The 23,766-nt window shown below is 72.6% G+C and carries 23 protein-coding genes; 13 read left to right on the top strand and 10 right to left on the bottom strand.

Features of this window, described 5'->3' with window-relative positions; genetic code table 11:
• Nucleotides 1-72 precede the first annotated feature (72 nt).
• Both BUE29_RS14875 and BUE29_RS22860 read left to right on the top strand, forming a co-directional pair.
• Nucleotides 73-1,170, top strand: coding sequence for a sugar ABC transporter substrate-binding protein (locus tag BUE29_RS14875; RefSeq protein ID WP_073391243.1), 1,098 nt, complete (start codon nucleotides 73-75; stop codon nucleotides 1,168-1,170).
• Complete coding sequence (locus BUE29_RS22860; protein ID WP_073391242.1) at nucleotides 1,167-1,580, top strand: VOC family protein; 414 nt, start codon at nucleotides 1,167-1,169, stop codon at nucleotides 1,578-1,580. Before BUE29_RS14875 ends, BUE29_RS22860 begins: the two co-directional genes overlap by 4 nt.
• A 20-nt stretch (nucleotides 1,581-1,600) precedes the next feature.
• On the opposite strand, the gene BUE29_RS14865 is transcribed toward BUE29_RS22860, so the two are convergent.
• A complete protein-coding gene (locus BUE29_RS14865; protein ID WP_084181280.1) occupies nucleotides 1,601-2,587 on the bottom strand; it encodes an isopenicillin N synthase family dioxygenase in 987 nt (328 codons plus the stop codon).
• 86 nt (nucleotides 2,588-2,673) lie between these two features.
• Between BUE29_RS14865 and BUE29_RS14860 the strand changes: the two genes are divergently transcribed.
• Nucleotides 2,674-4,152 carry a helix-turn-helix domain-containing protein gene (locus tag BUE29_RS14860; RefSeq protein ID WP_084181174.1) on the top strand — a complete coding sequence of 493 codons (1,479 nt, stop codon included), beginning with the start codon at nucleotides 2,674-2,676 and terminating at the stop codon, nucleotides 4,150-4,152.
• Nucleotides 4,153-4,164: 12 nt separating this feature from the next.
• Here the strand turns inward: BUE29_RS14860 and BUE29_RS14855 are convergent, their stop codons facing one another.
• Nucleotides 4,165-5,406 carry a PucR family transcriptional regulator gene (locus tag BUE29_RS14855; RefSeq protein WP_073391240.1) on the bottom strand — a complete coding sequence of 414 codons (1,242 nt, stop codon included), beginning with the start codon at nucleotides 5,404-5,406 and terminating at the stop codon, nucleotides 4,165-4,167.
• Between the two features lie 90 nt (nucleotides 5,407-5,496).
• On the opposite strand from BUE29_RS14855, the gene BUE29_RS14850 reads away from it, so the two are divergent.
• The 5 genes from BUE29_RS14850 (at nucleotide 5,497) to BUE29_RS14830 (ending at nucleotide 11,731) form a co-directional block, all read left to right on the top strand.
• A complete protein-coding gene (locus tag BUE29_RS14850; RefSeq protein WP_073391239.1) occupies nucleotides 5,497-6,984 on the top strand; it encodes a CoA-acylating methylmalonate-semialdehyde dehydrogenase in 1,488 nt (495 codons plus the stop codon).
• Nucleotides 6,985-7,054: 70 nt separating this feature from the next.
• Nucleotides 7,055-8,419 (top strand): aspartate aminotransferase family protein, encoded by a 1,365-nt coding sequence (locus tag BUE29_RS14845; RefSeq protein WP_073391238.1) that lies wholly within the window; start codon nucleotides 7,055-7,057, stop codon nucleotides 8,417-8,419.
• 1 nt (nucleotide 8,420) lies between these two features.
• Entirely contained in the window at nucleotides 8,421-9,269 is an 849-nt protein-coding gene (locus tag BUE29_RS14840; protein WP_073391237.1) for a nitrilase-related carbon-nitrogen hydrolase, read from the top strand.
• 2 nt (nucleotides 9,270-9,271) lie between these two features.
• On the top strand, nucleotides 9,272-10,687 hold the full coding sequence (hydA, locus tag BUE29_RS14835) for a dihydropyrimidinase (RefSeq protein WP_073391536.1): 1,416 nt from the start codon (nucleotides 9,272-9,274) through the stop codon (nucleotides 10,685-10,687).
• Between the two features lie 12 nt (nucleotides 10,688-10,699).
• On the top strand, nucleotides 10,700-11,731 hold the full coding sequence (locus BUE29_RS14830) for a TIGR03842 family LLM class F420-dependent oxidoreductase (protein ID WP_073391236.1): 1,032 nt from the start codon (nucleotides 10,700-10,702) through the stop codon (nucleotides 11,729-11,731).
• A 75-nt stretch (nucleotides 11,732-11,806) separates the two neighbouring features.
• Here BUE29_RS14830 and BUE29_RS14825 read toward each other — a convergent pair whose 3' ends face one another.
• Together BUE29_RS14825 and BUE29_RS14820 are read right to left on the bottom strand one after the other, a co-directional pair.
• The gene (locus tag BUE29_RS14825; protein WP_073391235.1) at nucleotides 11,807-12,058 is read right to left on the bottom strand and encodes a hypothetical protein; all 252 of its coding nucleotides are present in this window, start codon (nucleotides 12,056-12,058) and stop codon (nucleotides 11,807-11,809) included.
• A gap of 139 nt (nucleotides 12,059-12,197) precedes the next feature.
• A complete protein-coding gene (locus BUE29_RS14820; RefSeq protein ID WP_073391234.1) occupies nucleotides 12,198-12,467 on the bottom strand; it encodes a hypothetical protein in 270 nt (89 codons plus the stop codon).
• 148 nt (nucleotides 12,468-12,615) lie between these two features.
• Between BUE29_RS14820 and BUE29_RS23435 the strand changes: the two genes are divergently transcribed.
• The 5 genes from BUE29_RS23435 to dacB all read left to right on the top strand — a co-directional run bounded on the left by BUE29_RS23435 (nucleotide 12,616) and on the right by dacB (nucleotide 18,008).
• Nucleotides 12,616-13,746, top strand: coding sequence for a hypothetical protein (locus BUE29_RS23435; RefSeq protein WP_200800239.1), 1,131 nt, complete (start codon nucleotides 12,616-12,618; stop codon nucleotides 13,744-13,746).
• Nucleotides 13,747-13,829: 83 nt separating this feature from the next.
• Nucleotides 13,830-14,519, top strand: coding sequence for a hypothetical protein (locus BUE29_RS14810; protein WP_143168200.1), 690 nt, complete (start codon nucleotides 13,830-13,832; stop codon nucleotides 14,517-14,519).
• A gap of 18 nt (nucleotides 14,520-14,537) precedes the next feature.
• Complete coding sequence (locus BUE29_RS14805) at nucleotides 14,538-15,491, top strand: Gfo/Idh/MocA family protein (RefSeq protein ID WP_073391231.1); 954 nt, start codon at nucleotides 14,538-14,540, stop codon at nucleotides 15,489-15,491.
• Nucleotides 15,488-16,345, top strand: a complete 858-nt coding sequence (locus BUE29_RS14800) for a P1 family peptidase (RefSeq protein ID WP_073391230.1) — start codon at nucleotides 15,488-15,490, stop codon at nucleotides 16,343-16,345. The genes BUE29_RS14805 and BUE29_RS14800 overlap by 4 nt, the downstream gene beginning before the upstream one ends.
• 82 nt (nucleotides 16,346-16,427) lie before the next feature.
• A complete protein-coding gene (dacB, locus tag BUE29_RS14795; RefSeq protein WP_073391229.1) occupies nucleotides 16,428-18,008 on the top strand; it encodes a D-alanyl-D-alanine carboxypeptidase/D-alanyl-D-alanine endopeptidase in 1,581 nt (526 codons plus the stop codon).
• A 14-nt stretch (nucleotides 18,009-18,022) separates the two neighbouring features.
• Here the strand turns inward: dacB and BUE29_RS14790 are convergent, their stop codons facing one another.
• From BUE29_RS14790 to BUE29_RS14765, 6 genes are read right to left on the bottom strand one after another with little or no spacing between them, the layout of a single operon-like run.
• A complete protein-coding gene (locus BUE29_RS14790; protein WP_073391228.1) occupies nucleotides 18,023-19,042 on the bottom strand; it encodes a serine hydrolase domain-containing protein in 1,020 nt (339 codons plus the stop codon).
• Nucleotides 19,039-19,866, bottom strand: a complete 828-nt coding sequence (locus BUE29_RS14785; protein WP_073391227.1) for a M55 family metallopeptidase — start codon at nucleotides 19,864-19,866, stop codon at nucleotides 19,039-19,041. The genes BUE29_RS14790 and BUE29_RS14785 overlap by 4 nt, the downstream gene beginning before the upstream one ends.
• Nucleotides 19,844-20,851 (bottom strand): ABC transporter ATP-binding protein, encoded by a 1,008-nt coding sequence (locus BUE29_RS14780; RefSeq protein ID WP_073391226.1) that lies wholly within the window; start codon nucleotides 20,849-20,851, stop codon nucleotides 19,844-19,846. The genes BUE29_RS14785 and BUE29_RS14780 overlap by 23 nt, the downstream gene beginning before the upstream one ends.
• On the bottom strand, nucleotides 20,848-21,816 hold the full coding sequence (locus BUE29_RS14775; protein ID WP_073391225.1) for an ABC transporter ATP-binding protein: 969 nt from the start codon (nucleotides 21,814-21,816) through the stop codon (nucleotides 20,848-20,850). Before BUE29_RS14775 ends, BUE29_RS14780 begins: the two co-directional genes overlap by 4 nt.
• Nucleotides 21,816-22,706: an ABC transporter permease gene (locus BUE29_RS14770; protein WP_200800238.1), complete on the bottom strand. Its 891-nt coding sequence runs from the start codon at nucleotides 22,704-22,706 to the stop codon at nucleotides 21,816-21,818. Before BUE29_RS14770 ends, BUE29_RS14775 begins: the two co-directional genes overlap by 1 nt.
• Nucleotides 22,703-23,764: an ABC transporter permease gene (locus tag BUE29_RS14765; RefSeq protein ID WP_073391224.1), complete on the bottom strand. Its 1,062-nt coding sequence runs from the start codon at nucleotides 23,762-23,764 to the stop codon at nucleotides 22,703-22,705. The genes BUE29_RS14770 and BUE29_RS14765 overlap by 4 nt, the downstream gene beginning before the upstream one ends.
• Nucleotides 23,765-23,766: the final 2 nt, after the last annotated feature.

Raw genomic sequence — 23,766 nt, 5'->3', positions numbered from 1 at the left:
CCCACCCGGACCGGCACCTCGGGCAGCGCCGCCCACCGCCGCATCGAACCCGTCCCGACCCGAGGAGTCCGCATGTCCCGCCGCCCGTCACCGCACCCCGGTTCCGTCACGCCGACCGCCGCGCTCACCGACCTCGAACCCGACCGACGCACCTTCCTGCGCGGTATCGGCGGCGTCGCCGCCCTCCTCGCCGTCGGGGGTGCCGCGACCGCCTGCTCCTCGTCGTCGGACTCCTCGGGGTCGACGTCGTCGGGCTCGGGCGGCGCGGGTGGGAACGCGGGTGCCGGCAAGACGATCGGCATCTCCCTCAACGGCATCAACGCCTACTCCACCTATGTGGCGGAGGGTGTGATGGCCGCGCTCGCCGGGACGAAGTACAAGGTCGTCGGCGTGCAGAACAACTTCAACTCCACCACGGAGCTGTCGAACATCCAGAACCTGCTCACGCAGGGCATCGACGGGCTGGTCGTGCTGCCCGCCGACGCGACCACGATCGGCAAGGCGGCGCAGCTGTGCTCGCAGCAGGGAGTTCCCGTCGGCAACGCGTTGTGGCCGGGCAAGAGCGCCGCCGACAAGTACTACACCGGCGTCGCCGACCTCGACTCCGTCGCGGGCGGCAAGCTGATCGGTGAGTACCTCAAGAAGAACGCCAAGCCGGGCAAGGTCATCGTCGTGCAGGGCATCGTCGGGCAGGGCTTCTCGGAGAAGATCGACGAGGGACTGAACGCCTCGCTCGCCGGCAGCGGCTTCACGGTCGCGGTGCGGCAGCAGGCGTTCTTCGACCGCAACAAGGCGACCGGCGTGGTGGAGTCCGGCCTGCAGGCCCACCCGGACACCACCGCGATCGTGGCGTACTCCGCGTCGATGTCCGACGGCATCGCCTCGTATCTCAAGTCGAAGAAGATCACCGACCTCACGCACGTCTCGAGCGACGGCGACGACGAGCTGTTCACCTGGCTCGGCACGCCCTACCTGCAGGCGAACCGCTACTACTCGGCGGCGCAGACCGGATCGGCCGTGGCCAAGGCGGTCCGCGCCAAGATCGAGGGCGGCTCGGCGACGTTCGACAACCCCATCACCCAGGCGATGATCACCAAGTCGACGGCGACGGCGGCCGTGAAGGCCAACCCGTACCGCTACAAGACCTACGCCGGCAAGGTGAAGTTCTGAGCGCGCCGGCCGTCTCGCTGTCGTTCGCGAGCGTCTTCGCCGCAGACATCGTCGGTCTCGCCGACTACTACCGGGACGTCTTCGGGCTCGCGGCGGTCGCCGGCCTCGACTCACCGCACTTCCGCGGGTTGTGGGTGGGCCCGGTCGTGCTCGGCTTCAGCGCCCACACGGCGTACGACTTGCTCGCCCTCGAACCGCCGTCCCACGGCCGTGACGGCGTGGTGTCGTTCCTGACCTTCGAGTGCGCGACCGAACCGGAGGTCGCGACCCGCTTCGCGACGGCGGTGAGTCGCGGTGGGACGGCCGTCCAGGAGCCGCACCGGACCTACTATGGGGCGTGGCAGGCGGTCGTCCGGGATCCCGAGGGAAACGTGTTCCGGATCAACCACCTCCCTCTCGCACCGGGCTGACCGGCGTGCGGCGTCCCCGGTCAGGCCCGACCGAAGGTCGTCTGCCGCACGTACTTGTGCCGCAGATGGTCGCCGGCGGTCAGCCGGGGCGCCGCCGCGGCGCGGTCATGGCTCAGCAGCGACGGCAGGACGTCGACCTCGACGTCGTAGTTCGGGTGCTGGTAGAACGCGAAGGCGAGCCGCGACGCGTCCGACGCGAGACCGCGCGGCGGGTTCACCACGCGGTGCAGCGTCGCGGGCCACACGTCGGCGGTCCACTCGGCCAACAGGTCACCGACGCCGACGACGAGTCGCCCGGGGGTGGTCGTCACCGACACCCAGCCGCCGTCTCGTTCCAGTACCTGCAGGCCGCCCGGGGCGTCCTCGCCGGTGACGACGGTGAAGGCGCCGTAGTCGGTGTGCGCACCGGCGCGCAGCTGCCCGGCCAGGGGCGGCTCGTGCTGATGCGGGTAGTGCAGCGCCCGCAACATGCTGATCGAACGATCGATCTTGTCGGCGAACCACGTGTCGGGCAGCTCGAAGGAGAGCGCGGTGAGCCGCATCAGGATCGCGCACACGCGGTCGAGATGTTGCCAGTACCCCTCCCACGCCGGACGCAGCTCGCGAGGACGAACCGGCCAGAGGTTCGGCGCCAGGTGCGGCCCGGAGCGCGCCGGGTCGTAGTACGGATCGGCGGCGTCGACGTGCGGACGCCCCATGTCCAGCTTCTCCTTGAGATCGGCCGGCGACTCCTCGTCGAGGGAATAGGCGATACCTTCGCTCCCGGCCGGCGACCACCCCCGCACCTGGTCAGGCGCCGGCTGCGCCACGGCGGCCTTCTCGACCGCGGGCAGCGCGAAGAACTCGCGGGTGAGCCTGAACAGCTCGACGACGTCCTCGCGCGGGATGCCGTGGCCGACCACCTCGAACAAGCCGACGTGACGGCAGGCGAGGTCCAGCTGTTCGGCCTGGGCGGCCTCCGCGGCGTCGCCGACGGCCGCCACGTCCACCACGGGCAGGCTGTGCACGGCGTTCATTCTCGGTCGCGCCGGCGCCGCCCGCCAGCCGGTCCGCGGCGGCACGCGGCGCGCACCCACCCGGCGGGCAGGCGCCGGTGAGCCGGCTCGCGCGAATCGCGGCCGAAGCCGACCTCGTCGTCCTGGCCCCGTCGAGCCTGCCGCCGCCGTCGGCCGTCCACCTCCTGGACGCCGAGGGCCGGCCGGCCCGTGCCGAGCGGATCCCTCCGGCCGCGCTGGTGGTGCTCGACCGGACGGCCGCGGCCCGCGACACCGCGCAGCCGCTGGACCTCGTCGTCGGCCGTGTCGCGCACCGGCTGCGCCCCGCCGTCATCGTGGTGGCGTCCGTCGAGCCGCCACCGCGGACCCTGCCCGCCGGCGTCGCCTCGGTCGTGTGCGAAGCGGGCTGCGGATTGCTGTGGACGGGACCCGGCGCCACCACCGACGTCGCCGCCCTCGCGACACGGATGCGGACGACGCTGGCCGCCGAGACGGAGCGCCGGCCGGCCGACCCGGAGCTCGTCGCGGCCGCCCTGGACGGCGACCTCGACCTCGCGCCGTTGCTGGAACGACTGGCCGTGCGGCTGGACGCCTGCGTCGCAGTCACCGACCGCGGGACGACCGTCCTCGAGGCCGGTGCCGACCGGGGTGGCCCCCATGAGGTCCGTTACGAGCTCGACCACGCGACCGCGCGTGGCACGGAGCTGGCGGTCGACCGCCGCGAGCCGATCGACGACTGCGTCCGCGACGCCCTCGTGCCGGTGGCGCGCATCGTGTCGTTGTCGTGGCGCGTCCACCGGGCGGACCGCGAGGCCGCCGAACCGGCCCGCGCCCAGCTCGCGCTCATCCTGGGCGACGACCTGCAGGCACGGGAGGCCGCGCTGCGCCGTAGCCGGCGGCTGCAGCTGTTCCCACGGCGCCGGATGGTCGTCGCCGTGATCGAGCCGTTCGCGCAGTCGGTGGGCCCCACCGGCCTGCGCCGTCTCGCCGCGCAGCTCGAGCCAGCCGCGACGCGGGCGGACCCGCGGTCGACCATGCTCGTCTGGGACGGCGGCGTCGTCCTGCTGCTCGACGCCGTCACCGACCTCGACGCGCTCGTCCGGGGCTTCCGCCGCGCCGCCTCGCTGCCGCTGTCGACAGGAGTCAGTCGCGTGGTGTCCGATGCGCGCAGCCTGCCCGGCGCGCACCGCGAGGCCGCCCGCGCCGCAACGATCGGTCGGCGGCTCGGCGCCGCGAACGACGTCACCCGCTACGAGCAGCTCGGCATGCTGCGGCTGCTCTACCAGCTGCCCGAGCACGAACGCCGTGCATTCGTCGCGGAGACGCTCGGCCCGGTCGCCGGTGACGATGCCGAGGCCGCGGAGTCACGCCGGTTGCTGCGCGCGCTCCGGGCTGCTCAGGGCAATCTCGCTGATGCGGCCCGGCGGCTGTTCGTGCACCGCAACACGCTGCGGCAGCGGCTGACGAAACTCGAGTCGGCCATCGGCCCGTTCCTGGACCAGCCCGACCGACAGCTCGCGGTCTACGCCGCGCTCGAGCTGCACCGCCTCGACGACGACCGCTCCGACGGCGGATGATCGACGCGCCGCTCAACCGGCGTGGGGCGCGGCGAGGTCGGGGCGGGCCAGCGTCTCGCGCGCGAGCAGCGCGAAGTGCAGGCCGAGCACCACGTCGGGGTCGGCGAGGTCGACGCCGAGGATGCGCTCGAGCTTGCGCAGCCGGTCGTAGAGCGAGGCGCGGGAGACGAACAGCGCGGCCGCCGTGTCGGTCTTGCTGGCGCCGGTGCGGCAGTACGCCGTGAGGACGTCGAGCAGCCGGTCGGCGTCGGCCCGGTCGAGCAGGGGGCGCAGCTCGCGCTCCACGTAGTCGCGCAGCGAGGGGTGATCGCGCAACTGGTGCACGAGGCCCTGCAGCCGCAGGTCCGGCGAGCGGAACCAGCCGGCGCGGGGCGGGAGCGTGGCGGCCGTGTCGGCGACGCGGACGGCCTCGCGCAGCGTGGCGGCCGCGGACGGCGCACCGCTCGTCGTCGTGCCCACGCCGACGACGAGCGGCCCGACTCCCCGGACCTCCGCGACGGCGTGCACCTGCTCGCACAGCCGACGCAGGGCGGCGTCGGTGCGCCCGGCGTCCTCCAGCGACACCACCGCGGCGACGTGCTGGTCGTCGAGCAGCCCCACGAGCGCGGGCACCCGCAGCGCGCGCAGGGTGTCCGCGGCCCGGTTGGCGATGTCGCGCAGCAGGGCGGGGTCAGCACCGTCGGCGCCGCCGTCGCCGGTACGGACGGCGACGCCGGTGAGCGCGCGGCCGTGCAGGGGGACGCCGAGCGCCCCGGCCCGCTCCGCGAGGTCCGGGGGCACGTCGGCCGCGAGCGCCAGCGTCGTGAGCAGGGTGCGATGGCGCTGCCGCTCGTCCGACGCCTCCAGCTCGCGCATCCGCGCGGCGAGGATGAGCGTGTGCACGGCCTGCGTGACCGCGACGAAGGGCGTCTCGCGGTGCAGCTCGACGAGCGGCAGCTCGGCGCGGTGGGCCGCGTCGACGAGCGCGGCCGGCAGCGAGCGGTGGAAGCGGCGGCCCAGCTCGACGACGATTCCACACACGCCGGCGCCGGCCAGGTCGGTGACGAACCGGGCCAGCGCGGCCGCGGACTCGGGGAGCGCGACCCCGGTCGAGAGGATGAGCTCGCCGCCCTCGAGCAGGTTCCCGATGTCGCCGATCTCGCTGACGTGCACCCAGCGCACCGGCGCGTCCAGGCGCGACCGGCCCGCGCGCACGATCGGCTCGCCGTCGCGCAGGGGACGGAGGTCGAGCACCTCTCGCAGCGTCGGCAGCATCCGACAACCCTACAAACCGTCCGGATGCTGCGCATGGATCCGACACTCTGTCGGGTACCTATCGTCCAGCCACGCGCCTAGCGTTGTGTCATGGATCGCATCACGCACTGGATCGACGGCGCCCGCGTCGCGGGCACGTCCGGGCGCACCGGCCCGGTGTTCAACCCGGCGACGGGGCTGCAGACCGCCGAGGTCGACCTCGCGTCCGCCGCCGAGCTGGACCGCGCCGTCGCGAGCGCCAAGGCCGCCGGCCGCGAGTGGCGCTCGGCCTCGCTGTCGCGTCGCGCCGCGGTGCTCTTCGCCTTCCGCGAGCTGCTGCACGCCAACGCCGACGAGCTCGCCAAGATCGTCACCGCCGAGCACGGCAAGGTGCTCTCCGACGCCCACGGCGAGATCGCGCGGGCGCTGGAGAACGTCGAGTTCGCCTGCGGCGTGCCCGAGCTGCTCAAGGGCGGGTACAGCGAGCAGGCGGCCACCGGCGTCGACGTCTACTCGATCCGGCAGCCCCTGGGCGTCGTCGCCGGCATCACGCCGTTCAACTTCCCGGCCATGGTGCCGCTGTGGATGGCGGCCAACGCCATCGCCTGCGGCAACGCCTTCGTGCTCAAGCCGTCGGAGAAGGACCCGTCCGCGGCGCTGTGGCTGGCCGAGACGTGGCAGCGCGCCGGCCTCCCCGACGGCGTCTTCACCGTCGTCCAGGGCGACAAGGAGGCCGTCGACGGGCTCCTCGCTCATCCCGACGTCGCCGCGGTGAGCTTCGTCGGCTCGACGCCGATCGCCCGCTACATCTACGAGACCGGGACGGCACACGGCAAGCGCGTCCAGGCCCTCGGGGGCGCGAAGAACCACATGGTCGTGCTGCCCGACGCCGACATCGACCTCGCCGCCGACGCCGCGGTGTCCGCCGCGTACGGCGCGGCCGGCGAGCGGTGCATGGCGATCTCGGTCGCGGTCGCCGTCGGGGACGCGGGCGACCGCCTCGTCGACGCCGTGGCCGCCCGGCTGCCCAAGCTGCGCATCGGCGACGGCGCCGACGCCGACACCGACATGGGCCCGCTCATCACCGCCGAGCACCGCGACAAGGTCGCGGGCTACATCGCCGCCGGCGCCGAATCGGGCGCCGCGGTGGTGGTGGACGGTCGCGAGACCGACGTCCCCGCCGACGGCTTCTTCCTCGGCACCACGCTGCTCGACCACGTGACCCCGCAGATGAGCGTCTACACCGACGAGATCTTCGGGCCGGTGCTCTCGGTCGTCCGGGCCGAGACCTACGCCGAGGCGCTCGAGCTCGTCAACTCGCACGAGTTCGCCAACGGCACCGCGATCTTCACCCGCGACGGCGGCGCGGCGCGGCAGTTCCAGTTCGACGTCGAGGTCGGCATGGTGGGCGTCAACGTCCCCATCCCGGTGCCGGTGGCGTACTACTCCTTCGGCGGCTGGAAGGGCTCGCTGTTCGGCGACACGCACATGTACGGCCCGGAGGGCGTCAACTTCTACACGCGGGGGAAGGTGGTCACGTCCCGCTGGCCCGACCCGGCGACGTCCGTCGTCGACCTGGGCTTCCCCCGCACCCGCTGACCCCCCACTCTTGGCGGCTGAGCGCAGCATGCTGCGCTCAGCCGCCAAAAGCGGACAGGAGAGGAACCGTATGAACCCGCTGGACGGCCTGCCCGACACCGACGCGCGCATCCGCGAGCTCGACCGCGCGCACGTCTTCCACTCGTGGTCGGCGCAGAAGCTGATCGACCCGCTGCCCATCGCGAGCGCCGAGGGCAGCCACTTCACCGACTACGACGGCACGCGCTACCTGGACTTCTCCAGCCAGCTGATCAACGCCAACATCGGCTACAACCACCCCAAGCTGGTGGCGGCGATCCAGGACTACGTGGGGCGGCTGACGACGATCGCCCCGACGTTCGCCAACGACGCCCGCAGCGAGGCCGCCCGGCTAATCGCCGAGCTCGCCCCCGGCGACCTGAATCGGGTGTTCTTCACCAACGGCGGCGCCGAGGCGGTCGAGAACGCCATGCGCATGGCGAAGCTGCACACCGGGCGGCAGAAGGTGCTCGCGGCCTACCGCAGCTATCACGGCGCCACCGCCGGCGCGATCACCGCCACCGGCGACCCGCGCCGCTGGGGCGCCGAGCCGGCGATGCCGGGCATCGTCCACTTCTGGGGGCCGTACCCCTACCGCTCGGCCTTCCACAGCGAGACGCCGGAGCAGGAGTGCGAGCGCGCGCTGCAGCACCTGCGCGACACGCTCATGGTCGAGGGCGCGCACACCGTCGCCGCGATCATCCTCGAGACCGTCGTGGGGACGAACGGCATCCTCGTCCCGCCGGACGGCTACCTCGCGGGCGTGCGGCAGATCTGCGACGAGTTCGGCATCGTCTACATCGCCGACGAGGTCATGGCCGGCTTCGGCCGCTGCGGCGAGTGGTTCGCCGTCGACCACTGGGACGTGACGCCGGACCTCATCGCGTTCGCCAAGGGCGTCAACTCCGGGTACGTCCCGCTCGGCGGCGTCGTCATCAGCGAGCGCATCGCGCGCACCTTCGACGAACGGATCTTCCCGGGCGGCCTCACCTACTCCGGTCACCCGCTGGCCTGCGCGAGCGCGGTCGCCTCGATCACCATCTTCAAGGACGAGGGCATCGTCGAGAACGCCCGCCGGCTCGGCACCGAGGTCATCGGCCCGGAGCTCGCGAAGATCGCCGAGCGCCACCCGTCGGTCGGCGAGGTGCGTGGGCTGGGGGTGTTCTGGGCCGTCGAGCTCGTCCGCGACGCCGCCACCCACGCGCCGCTCGTCCCCTACAACGCGAGCGGCGCCGACGCGAAGCCGATGAACGAGCTGGCGGCCGCGTGCAAGGAACGGGGGCTGTGGCCCATGACCCACTTCAACCGCACGCACGTCGTACCGCCGTGCATCATCACCGAAACAGAAGTGCGAGAGGGTCTCGGCATCCTGGACGAGGCGCTCGACGTCGCCGACCGCTACTACGAGGGGAACTGACATGACCGTGATCAAGGCAGCGATCTCGCAGACCACGTGGACCGGCGACAAGGAGTCCATGCTCGACCGCCACGAGCAGTTCGCCCGCGAGGCCGGTGAGCAGGGCGCGCAGGTCATGTGCTTCCAGGAGCTGTTCTACGGCCCGTACTTCGGCATCACGCAGGACCAGAAGTACTACCGCTACGCCGAGGCCGCCGACGGCCCGATCGTGCAGCGTTTCGCAGCCCTGGCGAAGGAACTCGGCCAGGTGATGGTGCTCCCGATCTACGAGGAGGACCAGACCGGCGTCTACTACAACACCACCGTGGTCGTCGACGCCGACGGGACGATCCTGGGCAAGTACCGCAAGCACCACCTGCCGCACCTCGATCGCTTCTGGGAGAAGTTCTACTTCCGCCCCGGCAACCTGGGCTACCCGGTCTTCGACACCGCGGTCGGCAAGGTCGGCACCTACATCTGCTACGACCGCCACTTCCCCGAGGGGTGGCGCGAGCTGGGCCTCGCCGGCGCGCACATCGTCTTCAACCCCAACGCCACCAAGCCGGGGCTGTCCAACCGGCTGTGGGAGGTCGAGGGGCCGTGCGCGGCCGTCGCCAACGGCTACTTCGTGCTGCAGCCCAACCGCGTCGGCCGCGAGGACAACGAGTACGGCGAGCTGGCCGTCGACTTCTACGGCACCAGCCAGGTCATCGACCCGCGGGGCAACTTCGTCGGCGAGCGCGGCTCGGCCGAGAAGGAGGAGCTGCTGGTGCGCGACCTCGACCTCGACCTCGTCCAGCAGATGCGTGACGACTGGCAGTTCTACCGGGACCGCCGCCCCGACTCCTACACCCAGATCGCGAAGCCGTGACCGTGACGACTCTCATCAAGGGCGGGACGGTCGTCTCGGCCACCGGCTCGACGACGGCCGACGTCCTCGTCGACGGCGAGACCATCGCCGCCGTGCTCGCGCCGGGCGCGCTGCCCGACCTGCAACCCGAGACCACCATCGACGCCACCGGCAAGTACGTGATCCCGGGCGGCATAGACGCGCACACGCACATGGAGATGCCGTTCGGTGGCACCAACGCCAGCGACACCTTCGAGACCGGCACGCGGGCCGCGGCGTGGGGCGGCACCACGACGATCGTCGACTTCGTCGTCCAGGCGCACGGCCAGCGCGTGCAGGACCAGGTCGCGCTCTGGCACGACAAGGCCGGCGGCAACTGCGCCGTCGACTACGCGTTCCACCAGATCATCGGCGAGGTCAACGCCGAGTCGCTCAAGGCGATGGACGAGCTGATCGGCGAGGGCATCACCAGCTTCAAGCTGTTCATGGCTTACCCCGGGGTGTTCCTGTCCAGCGACGGGCAGATCGTCCAGGCCATGCAGGCGGCCGCCGGCAACGGCGGGCTGATCATGATGCACGCCGAGAACGGCTCGGCCATCGACGTGCTGGTGCAGCAGGCGCTGGAGCGCGGCGAGACCGCGCCGTACCACCACGGCGTCACCCGTCCGTGGCAGACCGAGCAGGAGGCCACGCACCGCGCGATCATGCTGGCCGACATGACCGGCGCGCCGCTGTACGTCGTGCACGTCAGCGCCAAGCAGGCGCTCGCCCGCATCGCCGAGGCTCGCGACGCCGGTCAGAACGTGTTCGGCGAGACGTGCCCCCAGTACCTCTATCTCTCGCTGGAGGAGCAGCTGGGCGCCCGCAGCGAGCAGTGGGGTGACTTCGAGGGCGCGAAGTGGGTCTGCTCGACCCCGTTGCGATCACGTGCCGAGGGCCACCAGGACGAGCTGTGGAAGTACCTGCGCACGGGTGACGTCACGACCGTCAGCACCGACCACTGCCCGTTCTGCATGAAGGACCAGAAGGAGCTGGGGACGAGCAGCTTCGCCAAGATCCCCAACGGGATCGGCTCGGTCGAGCACCGTATGGACCTCCTCTTCCAGGGCGTCAAGGACGGCCGCATCAGCAAGGAGCGCTGGGTGGACGTCTGCTGCACCACCCCGGCGCGCATGTTCGGGCTGTACGGCAAGAAGGGCGTCATCGCGCCGGGCGCCGACGCCGACGTGGTCGTGTACGACCCGAACGGGCACACCTCGATCTCGGTCGACACCCACCACATGAACATGGACTACTCGGCCTGGGAGGGCTGGGAGATCGACGGCCACGTCGACACCGTCCTGTCCCGCGGGAGCGTCATCGTCGACGGCTCCGGATACGTGGGGACCAAGTCCCACGGCCGCTTCGTCAAGCGCGACCTGTCGCAGAATCTGATCTGAGGGCGGCTGCTCATGGACTTCGGTGTCGTCCTGCAGAACGACCCGCCCGCCGCGCGGGTGGTCGAGCTGGCCCGGCAGGCCGAGACGTACGGCTTCAGCCACGTCTGGACCTTCGACTCGCACCTGCTGTGGCAGGAGCCCTACGTCGTCTACAGCCAGATTCTCGCGAGTACGCGCAAAGTGACCGTCGGACCGATGGTCACCAACCCCGCGACCCGCGACTGGACGGTGACGGCGTCGCTGTTCGCGACGCTCAACGAGATGTTCGGCAACCGGACGATCTGCGGCATCGGTCGCGGCGACTCCGCGGTGCGCGTCATCAACGGCGCGCCGGTCACGTTGAAGACGCTGCGCGAGTCGATCGGCGTGATCCGCGGTCTCGCCAACGGCGAGCAGGTCGACTACAAGGGCAACCGGCTGCAGTTCCCGTGGTCGGACGGCTCGCGGCTGCCGGTGTGGGTCGCCGCGTACGGGCCGAAGGCACTCGCGCTCACCGGCGAGGTCGCCGACGGCTTCATCCTGCAGCTGGCCGACCCGGCGATCACCGAGTGGTCGGTGAACGCCGTGCGCAAGGCGGCCGCCGACGCCGGCCGCGACCCCGAGTCGGTGACGATCTGCGTCGCGGCACCGGCCTACGTCACCGACGGGACCGACGCCGGTCTGGCCCACGGCCGCGACCAGTGCCGCTGGTTCGGCGGCATGGTCGGCAACCACGTGGCCGACATCGTCGCCCGCTACGGCGCCGACGGCGCCGCCGTGCCGCAGGCACTGAGCGACTACATCCGCAACCGCGAGGGGTACGACTACAACTCGCACGGCAAGTCCGGCAACTCGCACACCGACTTCGTGCCCGACGAGATCATCGACCGGTTCTGCCTCGTCGGCCCGGTCGAGGCACAGGTCGCCCGGCTCGAGGAGCTGCGCGCACTGGGGGTCGACCAGTTCGCGCTCTACCTGCAGCACGACGCCAAGAACGAGACGCTCGCGGCCTACGGCGACAAGGTCATGCCCGCGGTGAACGTCCGTCGCGCGGCCCGCAGCTAGGCGTCCCCTCCGTCGACGCCCTGCGGCGCCGTGGTGGGCGACGCGAACGATCGGTGCGCCACACGCAGGGACCGGTCATCGGTGTCGATCGGCCTTGCGGATGCTCACCAGTTCGGCGGCGCCACCGACCACCAGGCCGATCAGGGCACCCACGATCAGGGCCGGTATGCCGATCTCCGCGGCCGCGAACCACGCGGTGGGCGGGTACGCGGTCAGCCCGACGACGAGACCCACGACGAGCCCCGCAACGAAGAACCCGCCGGAGAAGATCAGTACGCACCGCGGGAACACCGGCAGCCGCGCGATGCTGCGCCAGGCTCTGCGCATGGCAACCCTCCCCGGGTCGAGGGTGACAGCCTAGGGGCACGTGGGCGCGCCGTACGCCGCGCCCGTCGCCACCCCACGCCGGTCCGCTCACGGCGCTGCCGCGAGCGGACCGGAATGCGGTGCTCGGCGCGGGGACGGGTCAGGCGACGGCGTAGCCGACGGAGATCCCTGTGATGACGAGCGCGGCGAGGACGAGGCACACCCCCATGACGCGAAAGCCCCGCTCGGTGCCGGCGCGGTGTCGGCGCTTGATCTCGTCGATGGTGTCCTTCGACGCGCGCACTCGCGCCAGTGCCCAGCCGATGCCAGGACGGCGGTAGAGCGCGATTCCCAGAATGCCGAGCAGACCGGCGAAGACGATCGACCCGACGATCGCACGGGTCGGCGCGTACGCGTCGGCCAGAACCACGATTGAGCCTAACCGCCTCGCCGTCACCTACTGCGACGCAGCGCCGTGGAGGCGGGCGGCGGACCGGCGGGGCCGACGCCCGGGTGGCCGGTGTCGCGCCCGCAGCCCTGCCGGAGCTGTCGCGTCCCCGGATGCCATGCTGGGCGCCATGACCGTCGAGGACGTCGCCGCCCGCCTGCTCGACGCCCAGGTCGACTGGATCGTCGGGGAGCTGACCGGCCCGCAGCTGGCCGACCTGCTCGCCCACGACGTCGACGACCTGCTGCGGATCGGGACGAGCGTGCCCTTCGGCGCACTCGTCGAACGCGAGTCGCTCAAGCGGGTCGTGCGCCGGTCGGTGTCGGCGTCGGGCGACAGCGCGCTCGTCACGGCGATGGTCGACGCCATCGCCGACGCGGTCTACGCGCTCCCCGCCGCCGACGAGCACGGCCTCGGCACCGTGATCCCCCGCGAGCACGTCGATGCGCTGATCACCAAGCTGCTGGCCATGCGGCAGCTGCACGACCAGGCGATGGACCGCATGGCGCAGAGCCCCGCCGTGGCCGACATCGCGCAGCGCTTCGTCGGGCAGTTGGTCAACGACATCGTCACGCAGAACCGCGAGAAGGTCGAACGGCTGCCCGGCGCGAAGTCGATGATGTCGCTCGGCCTCGGCGCCGCCAAGCGGGTCCGGGCGGCGACCGCGGACACGTTCATCGGCGAGGCGGCGGGCCGGGGCGCGCAGTTCGCGGTGAAGCGCACGAACGCCGTCACCCGTGACCTGCTGCGCGACGCGCCGCTGCGCGAGGCTGCCCTCGAAGTGTGGGACCTGCAGGCGGCCGAGACCATCGGTGCGCTGCGGGAGTACGCCAGTGCCGCCGACGTGCGTGAGATCGCGCAGCTCGTGCGCGCCATCATCGCCGACGCCCGCGACACCGAGTACGCGGCCGCGCTGCTCGACGCCTGCGTCGACGCGATCTTCGACGCCTACGGCGACACCGACGTCACCACGCTGCTCGGCGACCTCGGCCTCGGTCGACCCGAGCTGCTGTTCGCCGTGCAGCAGGTCGCGCCACGGCTGCTGACCACCCTGCACGAGCACGGGCAGCTCGACGGCATCGTCCGCTCCCGCCTCGCGCCGTTCTTCGCCGGCGACGCCGTCCGCGCGATCCTCGCCGATCCGGCCGCGACGGCACCCGCGAAGCAGGCGACGACCACGGCCAGGAAGGCGCCGGTGAAGAAGGCGGCGACCAAGAAGGCAGCTGCGAAGAAGGCACCGACCAAGAAGGCGACCGGCTGACCGAACGGGGACCTTCGCCCCGAATGTCCGACCGGTCGTCCCGTTAATTCGATCTCGGCTTGGGCTGGATCGGCCGTGCCGCCATGATCGACGCCGTGCGCCGATCCTCGACCATTCTGCTCTCCGCCGTCCTCGCCGCTGCCGGTCTGCAGGCAACAGTCGCCGACCCGGCAACCGCTGCCGCGACCTGCACCTATCGCCCCGTGATGCCGAAACGCATCTCCGTCGGCCAGAGCGTGACCGAGCTGCGTGCGCCACTAGCAGTGAGCGGACCAGCCGATTGCCAGGACATCTCCGTCACCGCGCAGCTGGTGCACGGCTCCGACTCGTACTTCCTCTGGTGGACGAGCACCAAGGCCGAGGTGGAGAGCGTGTACGCGTCCAGCGTCTCCCCCGGCACATACCGCACGACGGCCGAGGACTGCGACTCCTACGACGCGGACTACAACGAACTGAGCTGCACGGTCACCCGCACCGCGACCGTCATCAAATTCGCCGGGCGTCCGACGCTGTCCGCGAAGCGTTCGAAGACGACGCTCACACTCACTGCCCGCACCGCCCGCTACGCCGAGTACGAAGGCTCCAAGGCGATGACGGCGAAGATCAGCATCCAGCGCCTCACAGGCAAGAAGTGGAAGACGATCCGCCGTACGACGGCCAAGGGTGGCCATTACACGTACCGTCTCAGGGCCCGCGCCGCGGCCCGGTACCGCGTCGTCTCGGCCGAGACCGCGACAGCCTTCGCGGCGACGTCGCGGTCGGTCCGCAAGTAGCCCGCTAGGTTCGGGGGCATGACCGCGCCCGTCCGCTGGGGGATCCTCGGCACCGCCAACATCGCCCGCAAGTCGCTGCTGCCCGCCGTGGCGGCGGCGGGCGGGGTGGCGCAGGTGGTGGGCAGCCGCTCGACCGACCGGGCGGCGGCGTGGGCGGCCGAGCACGGCGTGGCCCGCGGCACCGACTACGAGGGCGTGCTCACCGCCGACGACGTCGACGCGATCTACGTCGCGCTGCCCAACGACCGCCACGTCGAGTGGGCCGCGCGGGCGGCGGCGACGGGCAAGGCGGTGCTGTGCGAGAAGCCGCTCGCCCTCGACGCGGCCGAGGTGCACACGCTGGTCGACGGTCTCGACGCCGGCGCGCGGGTATGGGAGGCGTTCGTCTTCCCGTTCCACCCGCAGACGCAGCACATCGCGTCGCTGCTGCCCGAGCTCGGTGACCCGCTGCAGCTGTTCTCCGAGTTCCACTTCTCGCTGCCGGCCGGCGGCAACATCCGCTGGGACGCGACCGGCGGGGGTGCGCTCTACGACGTGGGCTGCTACTCGATCCGGCTGGCCCGCCTGCTCTTCGGCACTGAGCCTGATGCCGCGCACGGCAGCGCGGTGCGCAACGCCGACGGCGTCGACACGTCGAGCACCGCCGTCCTGGACTTTCCCGACGAGCGCCGGCTGCTGCTCTCGGCGAGCATCCAGCGACCGTTCTCGACCCGCACCCGCGTCGTGGGGACGCGCGCCGAACTGCACGTCGACAACCCGTTCCATCCCAAGCCGGGCGACACGGTGACGCTCGTCCGCGACGGCGAGGTCGTCGACACGTGGACCGCCGACGAGCGGCTCGCGTTCGCGCACGGCGTCGCGCACGTCCAGGCCGTCGTCGCCGGCACCGAGGCGCCACGGCACACCGTGCTCGACGACGGCCTCGCGCAGGCGCGGGCGCTCGACCTCGTTCGGGCCGCGGTCGACGCGTGACGGCGTTCGGCGTCGACGGCGTCCGCGTCGGGCACTGGAGCGATCCCGACGCCGCGACCGGCTGCACCGTCGTGGAGCTGCCGCCGGGCACGGTCGCGTCCTACGAGGTGCGCGGCGGCGCCCCGGCGTCGCGCGAGCTGATCGCGCTCGAGCCGGACAAGTCCGTGACCGCCGTCGACGCGGTGCTGCTCACCGGCGGGTCCGCCTTCGGCCTCGCCGCCGCCGACGGCGTGATGCGTCGCCTGGAGGAGGCCGGACGCGGTGTCACCACCCCGGCAGGGGTCGTGCCCATCGTCGCGGCGATGGCGCTCTACGACCTCGCGGCGGGGGACGCGAGCGTGCGGCCCGGGCCGGCCGAGGGTTACGCCGCGGCGCGCGACGTCGGGACCGACGTCGCGCTGCACGGCCGCATCGGCGCCGGCACCGGCGCGCACGTGGGCAACTGGCGCGGGGTCGACGGTCGTCGGCCGGGCGGTCTGGGCCACGCCGTGCGCCGGCTGGACGACGTGGTCGTCGCGGCGCTCTGCGCGGTGAACGCGTTCGGCGACATCGACGACGGGCACGACGAGGTCGTGCTCGACGCTCTCCGCGCCCTGCCACGCCCGTTCGACTTCGAGCGCACGAACACCACGATCGGCGTGGTGGTGACGAACGCGCGGCTCGACAAGACCGCCTGTCGCACCGTCGCCCAAGGGGCGCACGACGGCCTGGCCCGCGCGATCACCCCGCCCCACACCCGCGTCGACGGCGACGGTTTCGTCGCCGCGGCGACGGGCGAGGTCGAGGCCCACGTCGACGTCGTGCGCCTCCTCGCGCTGGCCGCGGTGACGGCGGCGATCCGGTCCGTGGCCTGAGCACCGTGTCGGGTGCGGACCCCTTGTCCGGTTTCGTCCGCCTCTTCTAGCCTGCGAGCACACCCGCTCCCCAGGAGGCACCATGCACGCGCGCAGACGGACGGTCGGGGCGGCGCTCGCCGCGCTGGCGGTGGTGGCAGGTCTCACCGGACCGGGGACGCAGGCCGCCCCGTCCACCGATCCCGCCGCCGATCCGTTGCGTGCACGGCTCACCGCGATCCTGGGCGACAGTCGGCTCGACGGCGCCTCCGCCGCGCTGACCGTGCGCGACCTGGACAGCGACGAGACCCTCTTCCGTTCGTTCGGCTCGACCCGCCTGCTGCCCGCGTCGAACACGAAGCTGCTCACCTCGGCGGCGGCGCTCGACGTCCTCGGCCCGGACCACCGCTTCGTCACCGACGTCCTGGCGACGGGGGCCCGGCGCGGCGGCACGCTGCGCGGCGACCTCTACCTGCGCGGCACCGGCGACCCGACGATCATGGCCGCCGACTACGACAGGCTGGCCGCCGACGTCGCGCGCTCCGGCGTCCGCTCGGTGACGGGCCGGCTCGTCGCCGACGACTCGTGGTTCGACGCGACCCCGCTCGCCCCGTTCTGGTCGTGGGACGACGAGCCCTACCACTACTCCGCGCAGACGTCCGCGCTGACCGTCGCGCCCAACACCGACGGCGACGCCGGGACCGTGCTCGTCGACGTGCACCCCGGCCGCCGGCCCGGCGCCGCGCCGCGCGTCACGATGACCCCGGCCAACCACTACCTGCACATCCGCAACCGGGCGACGACCGGCACCGCCGGGTCCGACACCACCGTCTCGCTGGTGCGTGAACACGGCCGCAACGTCGTCGACGTCACCGGGTCGATCCCGGCCGGCGGCGAGACGTACGAGGACCAGCCGACGGTCGACCGGCCGACCGGCCTCGCCGCGCAGCTGTTCGCCCGGGCGCTGGCCCACCACGGGGTGCGGATCCGGGCCGGCGCGCGGCATGCCGTGACCCCCTCGGCCGCACGGCCGGTGGCGTCGCACCGTTCGATCACGCTCGCGGCGCTGCTGACGCCGTTCCTCAAGCTGTCGAACAACATGATGGCCGAGGCGCTGGTCAAGACCATGGGCCGCACGGTCTCGGGCGAGGGCAGCTGGTCGGCCGGCACCGCCGCCGTCCTGGCCGAGCTGAAGCGACTCGGCCTCGACACGTCCACGCTGCAGCTCTTCGACGGCTCCGGACTCGGGCGCGCCGACTACGCGACGACCGACCAGCTCGCGGTCCTGCTCGATGCCGCCCGCGACAAGCCGTGGTTCGCCACGTGGTACGCGGCCCTGCCCGTCGCCGGCGATCCCGACCGGCTCGTCGGCGGCACGCTGCGCAACCGGATGGTCGGCACCGCAGCCGCCGGCAACGTGCACGCCAAGACCGGGTCCATGACCGGCGTCAGCGCGCTGTCCGGGTACGTCACCGACGCCGCCGGCCACCACCTCGGCTTCGCCATGATCACCAACAACGCCGTCGCGGGCGGGGTGTCGTCGCTCGAGGACGCAGTGGCGGTGACCCTCGCCGAGCACGGCGCGGCGGCGCGGAGCACGCCGCGGGTGCGCGTCGCCCCGGCGTCCCACGCACCCACCGGCCCCCGCGCGCAGCTCGAGTGCACCTGGACGCGCTCGTGCTGACCCGGTGAGCGCACTCAGTCGCCGACCAGCACGGCGTGCCAGCGGCGGCGTGCGGCGAACACCTCGGGACGTCCCCGACCGAAGTGGACGTGGTTGGTGAGCAGCACCGCCCAGCGTTCGGTCACCGGGTCGAAGGCCACGCTGGTGCCGGTGAAGCCGGTGTGGCTCACCGCGGCGTCACCCCAGCCGGCGGAGAGGATGTCGTAGCGATCGCCGCGGCACGTCCAGCCGAGCCCGCGGTGCCCGTCGAGCGCGGCGGTGCGGTCGCGCATCGCCTCGGCGCGCACGGCGTCGTCGAGCAGCGGTCCGCCGCGCCGCCACATCGGCAACGACCCGACGACGTCGGCGAGCGTCCCGAACAGCCCCGCGTGGCCGGCGAGGCCGCCCGCCAGCTGTGCGTTCTCGTCGTGCACGACCCCGACGGTCGGGACGTCGTCGTAGACCTCGGTCGCCGCGATGCGGGGGCGCCACGACGCCGGCGGCCGGAATCGCGGCGCGATGCCGAGCGGTCCGAACACGTCGCGCTCGGCGACCGCGTCGAGCCGCTCGCCGGTCACGGCGTGCACCACGCCGCCGAGCAGGACGAAGCCGACGTCGGAGTACGCCACCCGCGTCCCCGGCTCGGCCTCGAGCGGCACGGCCGCGGCGGCGGCCACGAGCGCGTCGGGGTCCGTCGCCGCGAAGCGCACGTGGGCGGGCAGGCCGGCGGTGTGGGTGAGCAGGTGCTCGATCGTCACCCGCTCGTCGACGCCGGGCACCAGCTCGCTGACCGCCGTGTCGAGCCGTACGACGCGCCGTGCGACGGCACCGGACACGAGCCGCAGCAGCACCGGCAGGGTGGCCAGCACCTTGGTCAGCGACGCCAGGTCGAAGACGGTGTCGACGGTCATCGGGCGCTCGGGACGGGTGTCGGCGCGTCCCAGCACCCACGTCCGCTCGGTGCGTCCGCCGACGCCGGCTGCCGCGACCACACCGGGCCACAGCCCGTCGGCGACACCGCGCGCGAGGACGTCGGACGCCGCGTCGAGCCTCACCCGTACGTGTGCTCGGTGCTGCCGGACGCGAGCGCGGTGACGGCCCGGAAGCAGCGGATCGCCTGCTTCATCGTGGGGAGCTCCCAGGAGACCCGTCGCGTGCCGACCTGCTCGACGTCGGGGATGCCGGTGGTCATCACCACCGGGTTGGTGGTGTCGAACTCGACCTCGTAGCGGTAGGGCGCGACCAGCGGGCGCAGGTCGGGCAGCGGGTCGAGCGCGGCGGTCGCCGCCTCGCGGATCGCGGCGTAGGTCCGCTCCGGGGGCAAGCAGATCGCGCTGTAGCGGTCGACGCACTCCTTCACCGCGACCAGCTCGGCATCGGGTGCGTAGGTCAACGCGTCCTCGCACGCCCGGTCGTCGCCGGTGACCAGGACGACGGGGACGCCGTACTCGGCCGCAAGCGCGGCGTTCATGTACCCCTCGCTGCACGTCGCACCGTTCAGCCACACCCCGGTGATCGTGTTCGGCAGGTAGATGTGGGCGAGCACGCCCTGCTCCCCTGCCGCCGCGTGGTAGCCGACGAAGGCGACCGCGTCGACGCCGCGGTCGACGCCCTCCATCATCGCCAGCGGCTTGTGGCGTCCGGTGAGCAGCGCCGCCCGCGGGTCGAGCCGGTCGCGCAACAGGTTGCGCTGCGTCGCATGCGCCTCGTTCACCAGGACGTCGGACGCGCCGGCCGCGACGAACCCCTCGATCGCGGCGTTGACGTCGTCGGTGAAGAAGCGGCGGTGGTACTCCCAGCGCGGGTTGCCCGGCTCGACGTCGTCGGGCCAGGTGACGCCGGTGACGCCCTCCATGTCAGCCGAGATGAGCACCCGCATCGACGGGCTCCCCCTTCGGTCGCTCGGTGGCGAAGTGGCACGCCACGCCGTCGCCGTCCGCGGCCAGGACGGCCGGGTCGGCCGTCTCGCAGACGCCGACGTCGACGCCGTCGGCGGCCAGGTCGCGCCGCCGCGGACAGCGCGGGTGGAAGCGGCAGCCGACGGGGATCGCGGTCGGGTCGGGCGGCTCGCCCGGGATGAGCGACGGCAGCTGCTCCCGCGTGGCGTCGGGGACGACGCTGAGCAATGCCTGCGTGTACGGGTGCCGGGGACGCAGCAGCACGTCCTCGACCGTGCCCTGTTCGACGATGCGGCCGAGGTACATGACCGCGACCCGGTCGGCGATGTTCCAGGCCAACCCGAGATCGTGGCTGACGACGAGGGCGGAGAGCCCCAGCTCGTCGCGGAGTTTGAGCAACAATGCGAGAATTTCGCCGCGCACGGACGCGTCGAGCGACGCGACCGGCTCGTCGGCGACGATCACCTGCGGGTCGAGCGCCAGCGCGCCTGCGATGACGACCCGCTGCTGCTGACCGCCGGACAGCTCGTGCGGGTAGCGGTCGACGAAGCTCCCCGGCGGCCGCAGCCCGGCCCGGGACAGCGCGTCGTGCACCCGCTCGTCCAGACCGTCGCGCAGGCCGTGCAGCCGCGGCCCCTCGGCCACCGCGTCGTACACGGTCTGCCGCGGGTTGAGCGCACCGCCCGGGTCCTGCAGCACCAGCTGGACGAGTCGCCGGTAGGACCGCAGCTCCCGCGCCCGCCGGGGCAGCGGCGTCCCGGCGCACCCGATCGAGCCCGCGGTGGGCCGGACGAGACCCACGACGGCGCGGGCGAGCGTGGACTTGCCGCAGCCGGACTCGCCGATCAGCGCGACGATCTCGCCGTCGCCGACGCGCAGGTCGATGCCGTCGACCGCGCGGGCGGGCGGGCGGCCCCGCCGACCCGGGTAGACGACGGCGAGGTCGGCGATGTCGATGGCCGTCACGACCGCACCGCATCCCGGACGAGCAGGCAGGCCGACTCGCGCTGCGGACCGGCGTCCCACAGCTCGACGTCCTCCACCGTGCAGGCGTCGAACACGTCGGGGCAGCGTGGCGCGAACGGACATCCCGTCCCCAGGGTGGTCGGGTCGGGTGGGTCACCGGGGAGCCCGGCCGGCGCACGCCGGGACGCCGGGTCGCCGATCGTCGGGAAGGCGGCCGACAGCGCCCGGGTGTACGGATGCTTGGGGTCGGTCACGAGATCGCGCGACGGCCCGGTCTCGACGAGCTGCCCGGCGTACATGACCGCCATGCGGTCGCAGGTCTCGGCGAGCACCGAGAGGTCGTGACTGATCATCAGCATCCCGATGCCCGCGTCACGGACCAGGTCGGTGAGCAGTGTCAGGATCTGGGCCTGCACGATGACGTCCAGCGCCGTCGTCGGCTCGTCGGCGATGACGAGCTGCGGTCGGCACGCCAACGCCATCGCGATCATGACCCGCTGCCGCTGCCCGCCGGACAGCTCGTGCGGGTAGGCACCGCGGCGGCGCGGTGGCACGCCCACGCTGTCGAGCAGCTCGTCGACCCGGGTCGTGACCGCCCGACCGCGGATGCGCTCGTGCAGCTCGATCGGCTCGGCGATCTGCTCGCCGATGGCCCGAACGGGGTTGAGCGCGCTCATCGCCCCCTGGAACACGACCGACGCCTGCGCCCAGCGCACCGCGCGCAGCTCGCCCCAGCGGGCGGTCGTGAGCTCCGTGCCCCGGAACTCGACCGACCCGCTCACCCGCGCCGACTCCGGCAGCAGCCGCAGCAGCGACAGCGCCATCGTCGACTTGCCCGACCCGGACTCCCCCGCCACGCCCAGCGTCTGCCCGGCGTCGAGGTCGAAGCCGACGCCGCGGACGGCGGGGACGTCGAGGGTCCCGGTGCGATAGGTGACCGCGAGGTCGCGGACGCGCAGCAGCATCAGGACCGCCCCGCCCTCGGGTTGAGCACGGTCTCGACCGCGCGGCCGACGAGGGTGAAGCCGAGCACGACGACGAGGATCGCGAGGCCGGGCGGCAGCACGTACCACCACGCGCCGCTGCTGACCGCGCCGAGCGCGAAGGCGTCGTGCAGCATGCCGCCCCACGAGACCTGGCTGGGGTCGCCGAGGCCGAGGAACGTCAGCGTGGTCTCGGCGAGGATCGCGCTCGCGACGGTGAGCGTGGCCGACACCAGGATGAGCGGGGCGACGTTGGGTACGACGTGCCGCGACACGACCTGCAGGTCGCCGGCGCCCAGCGCCCGCGCCCGCTCGATGTAGGGCCTCGCCTCGACGGCGAGGGTCTGTGCCCGCACCAGCCGGGCGGTGCTGGTCCACGACGTCACCGCGATCGCGACGGTGATCGAGCCCTCCCCCGGCCCGATGGCCGCAGCCAGCGAGATGGCGAGGGGCAGGGCCGGCAGCGCGATGAACCAGTCGGTGACCGTCATCAGCGCCCGGCCCACCAGGCCCTGGTAGTGGCCGGCGACGAGACCCACGACGCTGCCCAGCACGATCGTCAGCACGGTGGCGATCACGCCGACGAGCAGCGACGAGCGCGACCCCCAGACCAGCAGTTGCAGCACGGAGCGGCCGGCCTGGTCGGTGCCGAGCGGGTAGTGCCCACCGGGCGCACCGAGCTGCGGGCCGTCGGCCTCGGTGACGTCGAGGTCGGCGTCGGAGATCCACAGCGGTGCGGTCAGGGCCAGCACGACGAACAGCGCGAGGATGCCCGCGCCGGCGACCGCGGTCGGCATGTGCAGCAGCCGCGTCAGGAAGCCGCGCCGCCGCGGCGGGGCGGGGGCGACGGTGGCGGTGTCGAGCGCGGTCACTGGGCCCGCACCCGTGGGTCGAGCGCGCGGTAGAGCAGGTCGGCGACCAGGTTCATCGCGATCACCGCGGCGCTGAAGAACAGGAACGTGCCCTCGAGCACCTGGACGTCGGGGCCCTGCAGCGCCTGGTAGGTCAGGTAGCCGAGGCCGGGCCAGGAGAAGACGGTTTCGACGGTGATGGCGCCGCCGATGATGCCGCCGAGGTGCAGGAAGATGACCGTCACCGAGGGCAGCAACGCGTTCGGGACGGCGTGCCGGCGCCGCACGATGTCGTCGCGCAGCCCCTTGGCACGCGCCGTCAGCAGGTAGGGACTGCCCAGCTCGTCGATGATCGACGACCGCATGATCGTCAGGTACTGGGCGAAGACGACCAGCACCAGGGTCAGGACGGGCAGCACCAGGTGCTCGGCGGTGTCGAGCACCTCGGCGAGCACGCCGCCGGACACGTCGGGCGAGGACATGCCGCCCGACGGCAGCAGGCCGGACAGCGGACCGATGCCGATGGCGAACACGACGAGCAGGATGAGGCCGAGCCAGAACGTCGGCACCGACCACAGGGTGATGGCCGCGCCGGAGACGAAACGGTCGAAGGCACTGCCGCTACGCCAGCCCGCGCGCGCGCCGAGCCAGAGCCCGAGCACCACCGAGAGCAGGGTCGAGATGCCGAGCAGCAGCAGCGTGGGCCCGAGCCGGTCGACGATCAGCGACGACACCGACTCCTGGAACTGGAACGAGTAGCCCAGCCGCAGGTGGACCAGGTTGTCCAGGTAGTGGCCGTACTTCTCCCACAGCGAGCGGTCCGTGCCCAGCTGCTCGCGCAGCACCTGCTTCTGCTCGGCGCTGACCTGCCGACCGCGGGTGATGGTCCCGACCGGGTCGGACGGGATGACGTTGAAGAGCAGGAAGCCGATGTTCAGTGTGACGAAGAGGCTGACGACGGCGCCGAGCAGCTTCCCGCCGAGATAGCGCAGGAACTGCCCCCGGCCGTCGCCGCCGGGCGCTGCGGCCGGTTCCCGGGTGGCCTCGGCCTCGAGGGCGGGCGGAGCGGAGCCGGTCACGG

This window comes from Jatrophihabitans endophyticus, from assembly GCF_900129455.1.
GTDB lineage: Bacteria > Actinomycetota > Actinomycetes > Mycobacteriales > Jatrophihabitantaceae > Jatrophihabitans > Jatrophihabitans endophyticus.
Note: the sequence above shows the minus strand (reverse complement) of the source record. Positions and strands in the feature narration are given on the sequence as shown.

Bases quoted from the DNA above. Each gene is read 5' to 3' on its own strand.
- BUE29_RS14855 (WP_073391240.1), bottom strand. From the start codon at position 5,406: ATGCTGCCGACGCTGCGAGAGGTGCTCGACCTCCGTCCCCTGCGCGAC.
- BUE29_RS14805 (WP_073391231.1), top strand. From the start codon at position 14,538: ATGACCGCGCCCGTCCGCTGGGGGATCCTCGGCACCGCCAACATCGCC.
- BUE29_RS14810 (WP_143168200.1), top strand. From the start codon at position 13,830: ATGATCGACGCCGTGCGCCGATCCTCGACCATTCTGCTCTCCGCCGTC.
- BUE29_RS14875 (WP_073391243.1), top strand. From the start codon at position 73: ATGTCCCGCCGCCCGTCACCGCACCCCGGTTCCGTCACGCCGACCGCC.
- BUE29_RS14840 (WP_073391237.1), top strand. From the start codon at position 8,421: ATGACCGTGATCAAGGCAGCGATCTCGCAGACCACGTGGACCGGCGAC.
- BUE29_RS14845 (WP_073391238.1), top strand. From the start codon at position 7,055: ATGAACCCGCTGGACGGCCTGCCCGACACCGACGCGCGCATCCGCGAG.
- BUE29_RS14775 (WP_073391225.1), bottom strand. From the start codon at position 21,816: ATGCTGCTGCGCGTCCGCGACCTCGCGGTCACCTATCGCACCGGGACC.
- BUE29_RS14830 (WP_073391236.1), top strand. From the start codon at position 10,700: ATGGACTTCGGTGTCGTCCTGCAGAACGACCCGCCCGCCGCGCGGGTG.
- BUE29_RS23435 (WP_200800239.1), top strand. From the start codon at position 12,616: ATGACCGTCGAGGACGTCGCCGCCCGCCTGCTCGACGCCCAGGTCGAC.
- BUE29_RS14785 (WP_073391227.1), bottom strand. From the start codon at position 19,866: ATGCGGGTGCTCATCTCGGCTGACATGGAGGGCGTCACCGGCGTCACC.
- BUE29_RS14850 (WP_073391239.1), top strand. From the start codon at position 5,497: ATGGATCGCATCACGCACTGGATCGACGGCGCCCGCGTCGCGGGCACG.
- BUE29_RS14825 (WP_073391235.1), bottom strand. From the start codon at position 12,058: ATGCGCAGAGCCTGGCGCAGCATCGCGCGGCTGCCGGTGTTCCCGCGG.
- dacB (WP_073391229.1), top strand. From the start codon at position 16,428: ATGCACGCGCGCAGACGGACGGTCGGGGCGGCGCTCGCCGCGCTGGCG.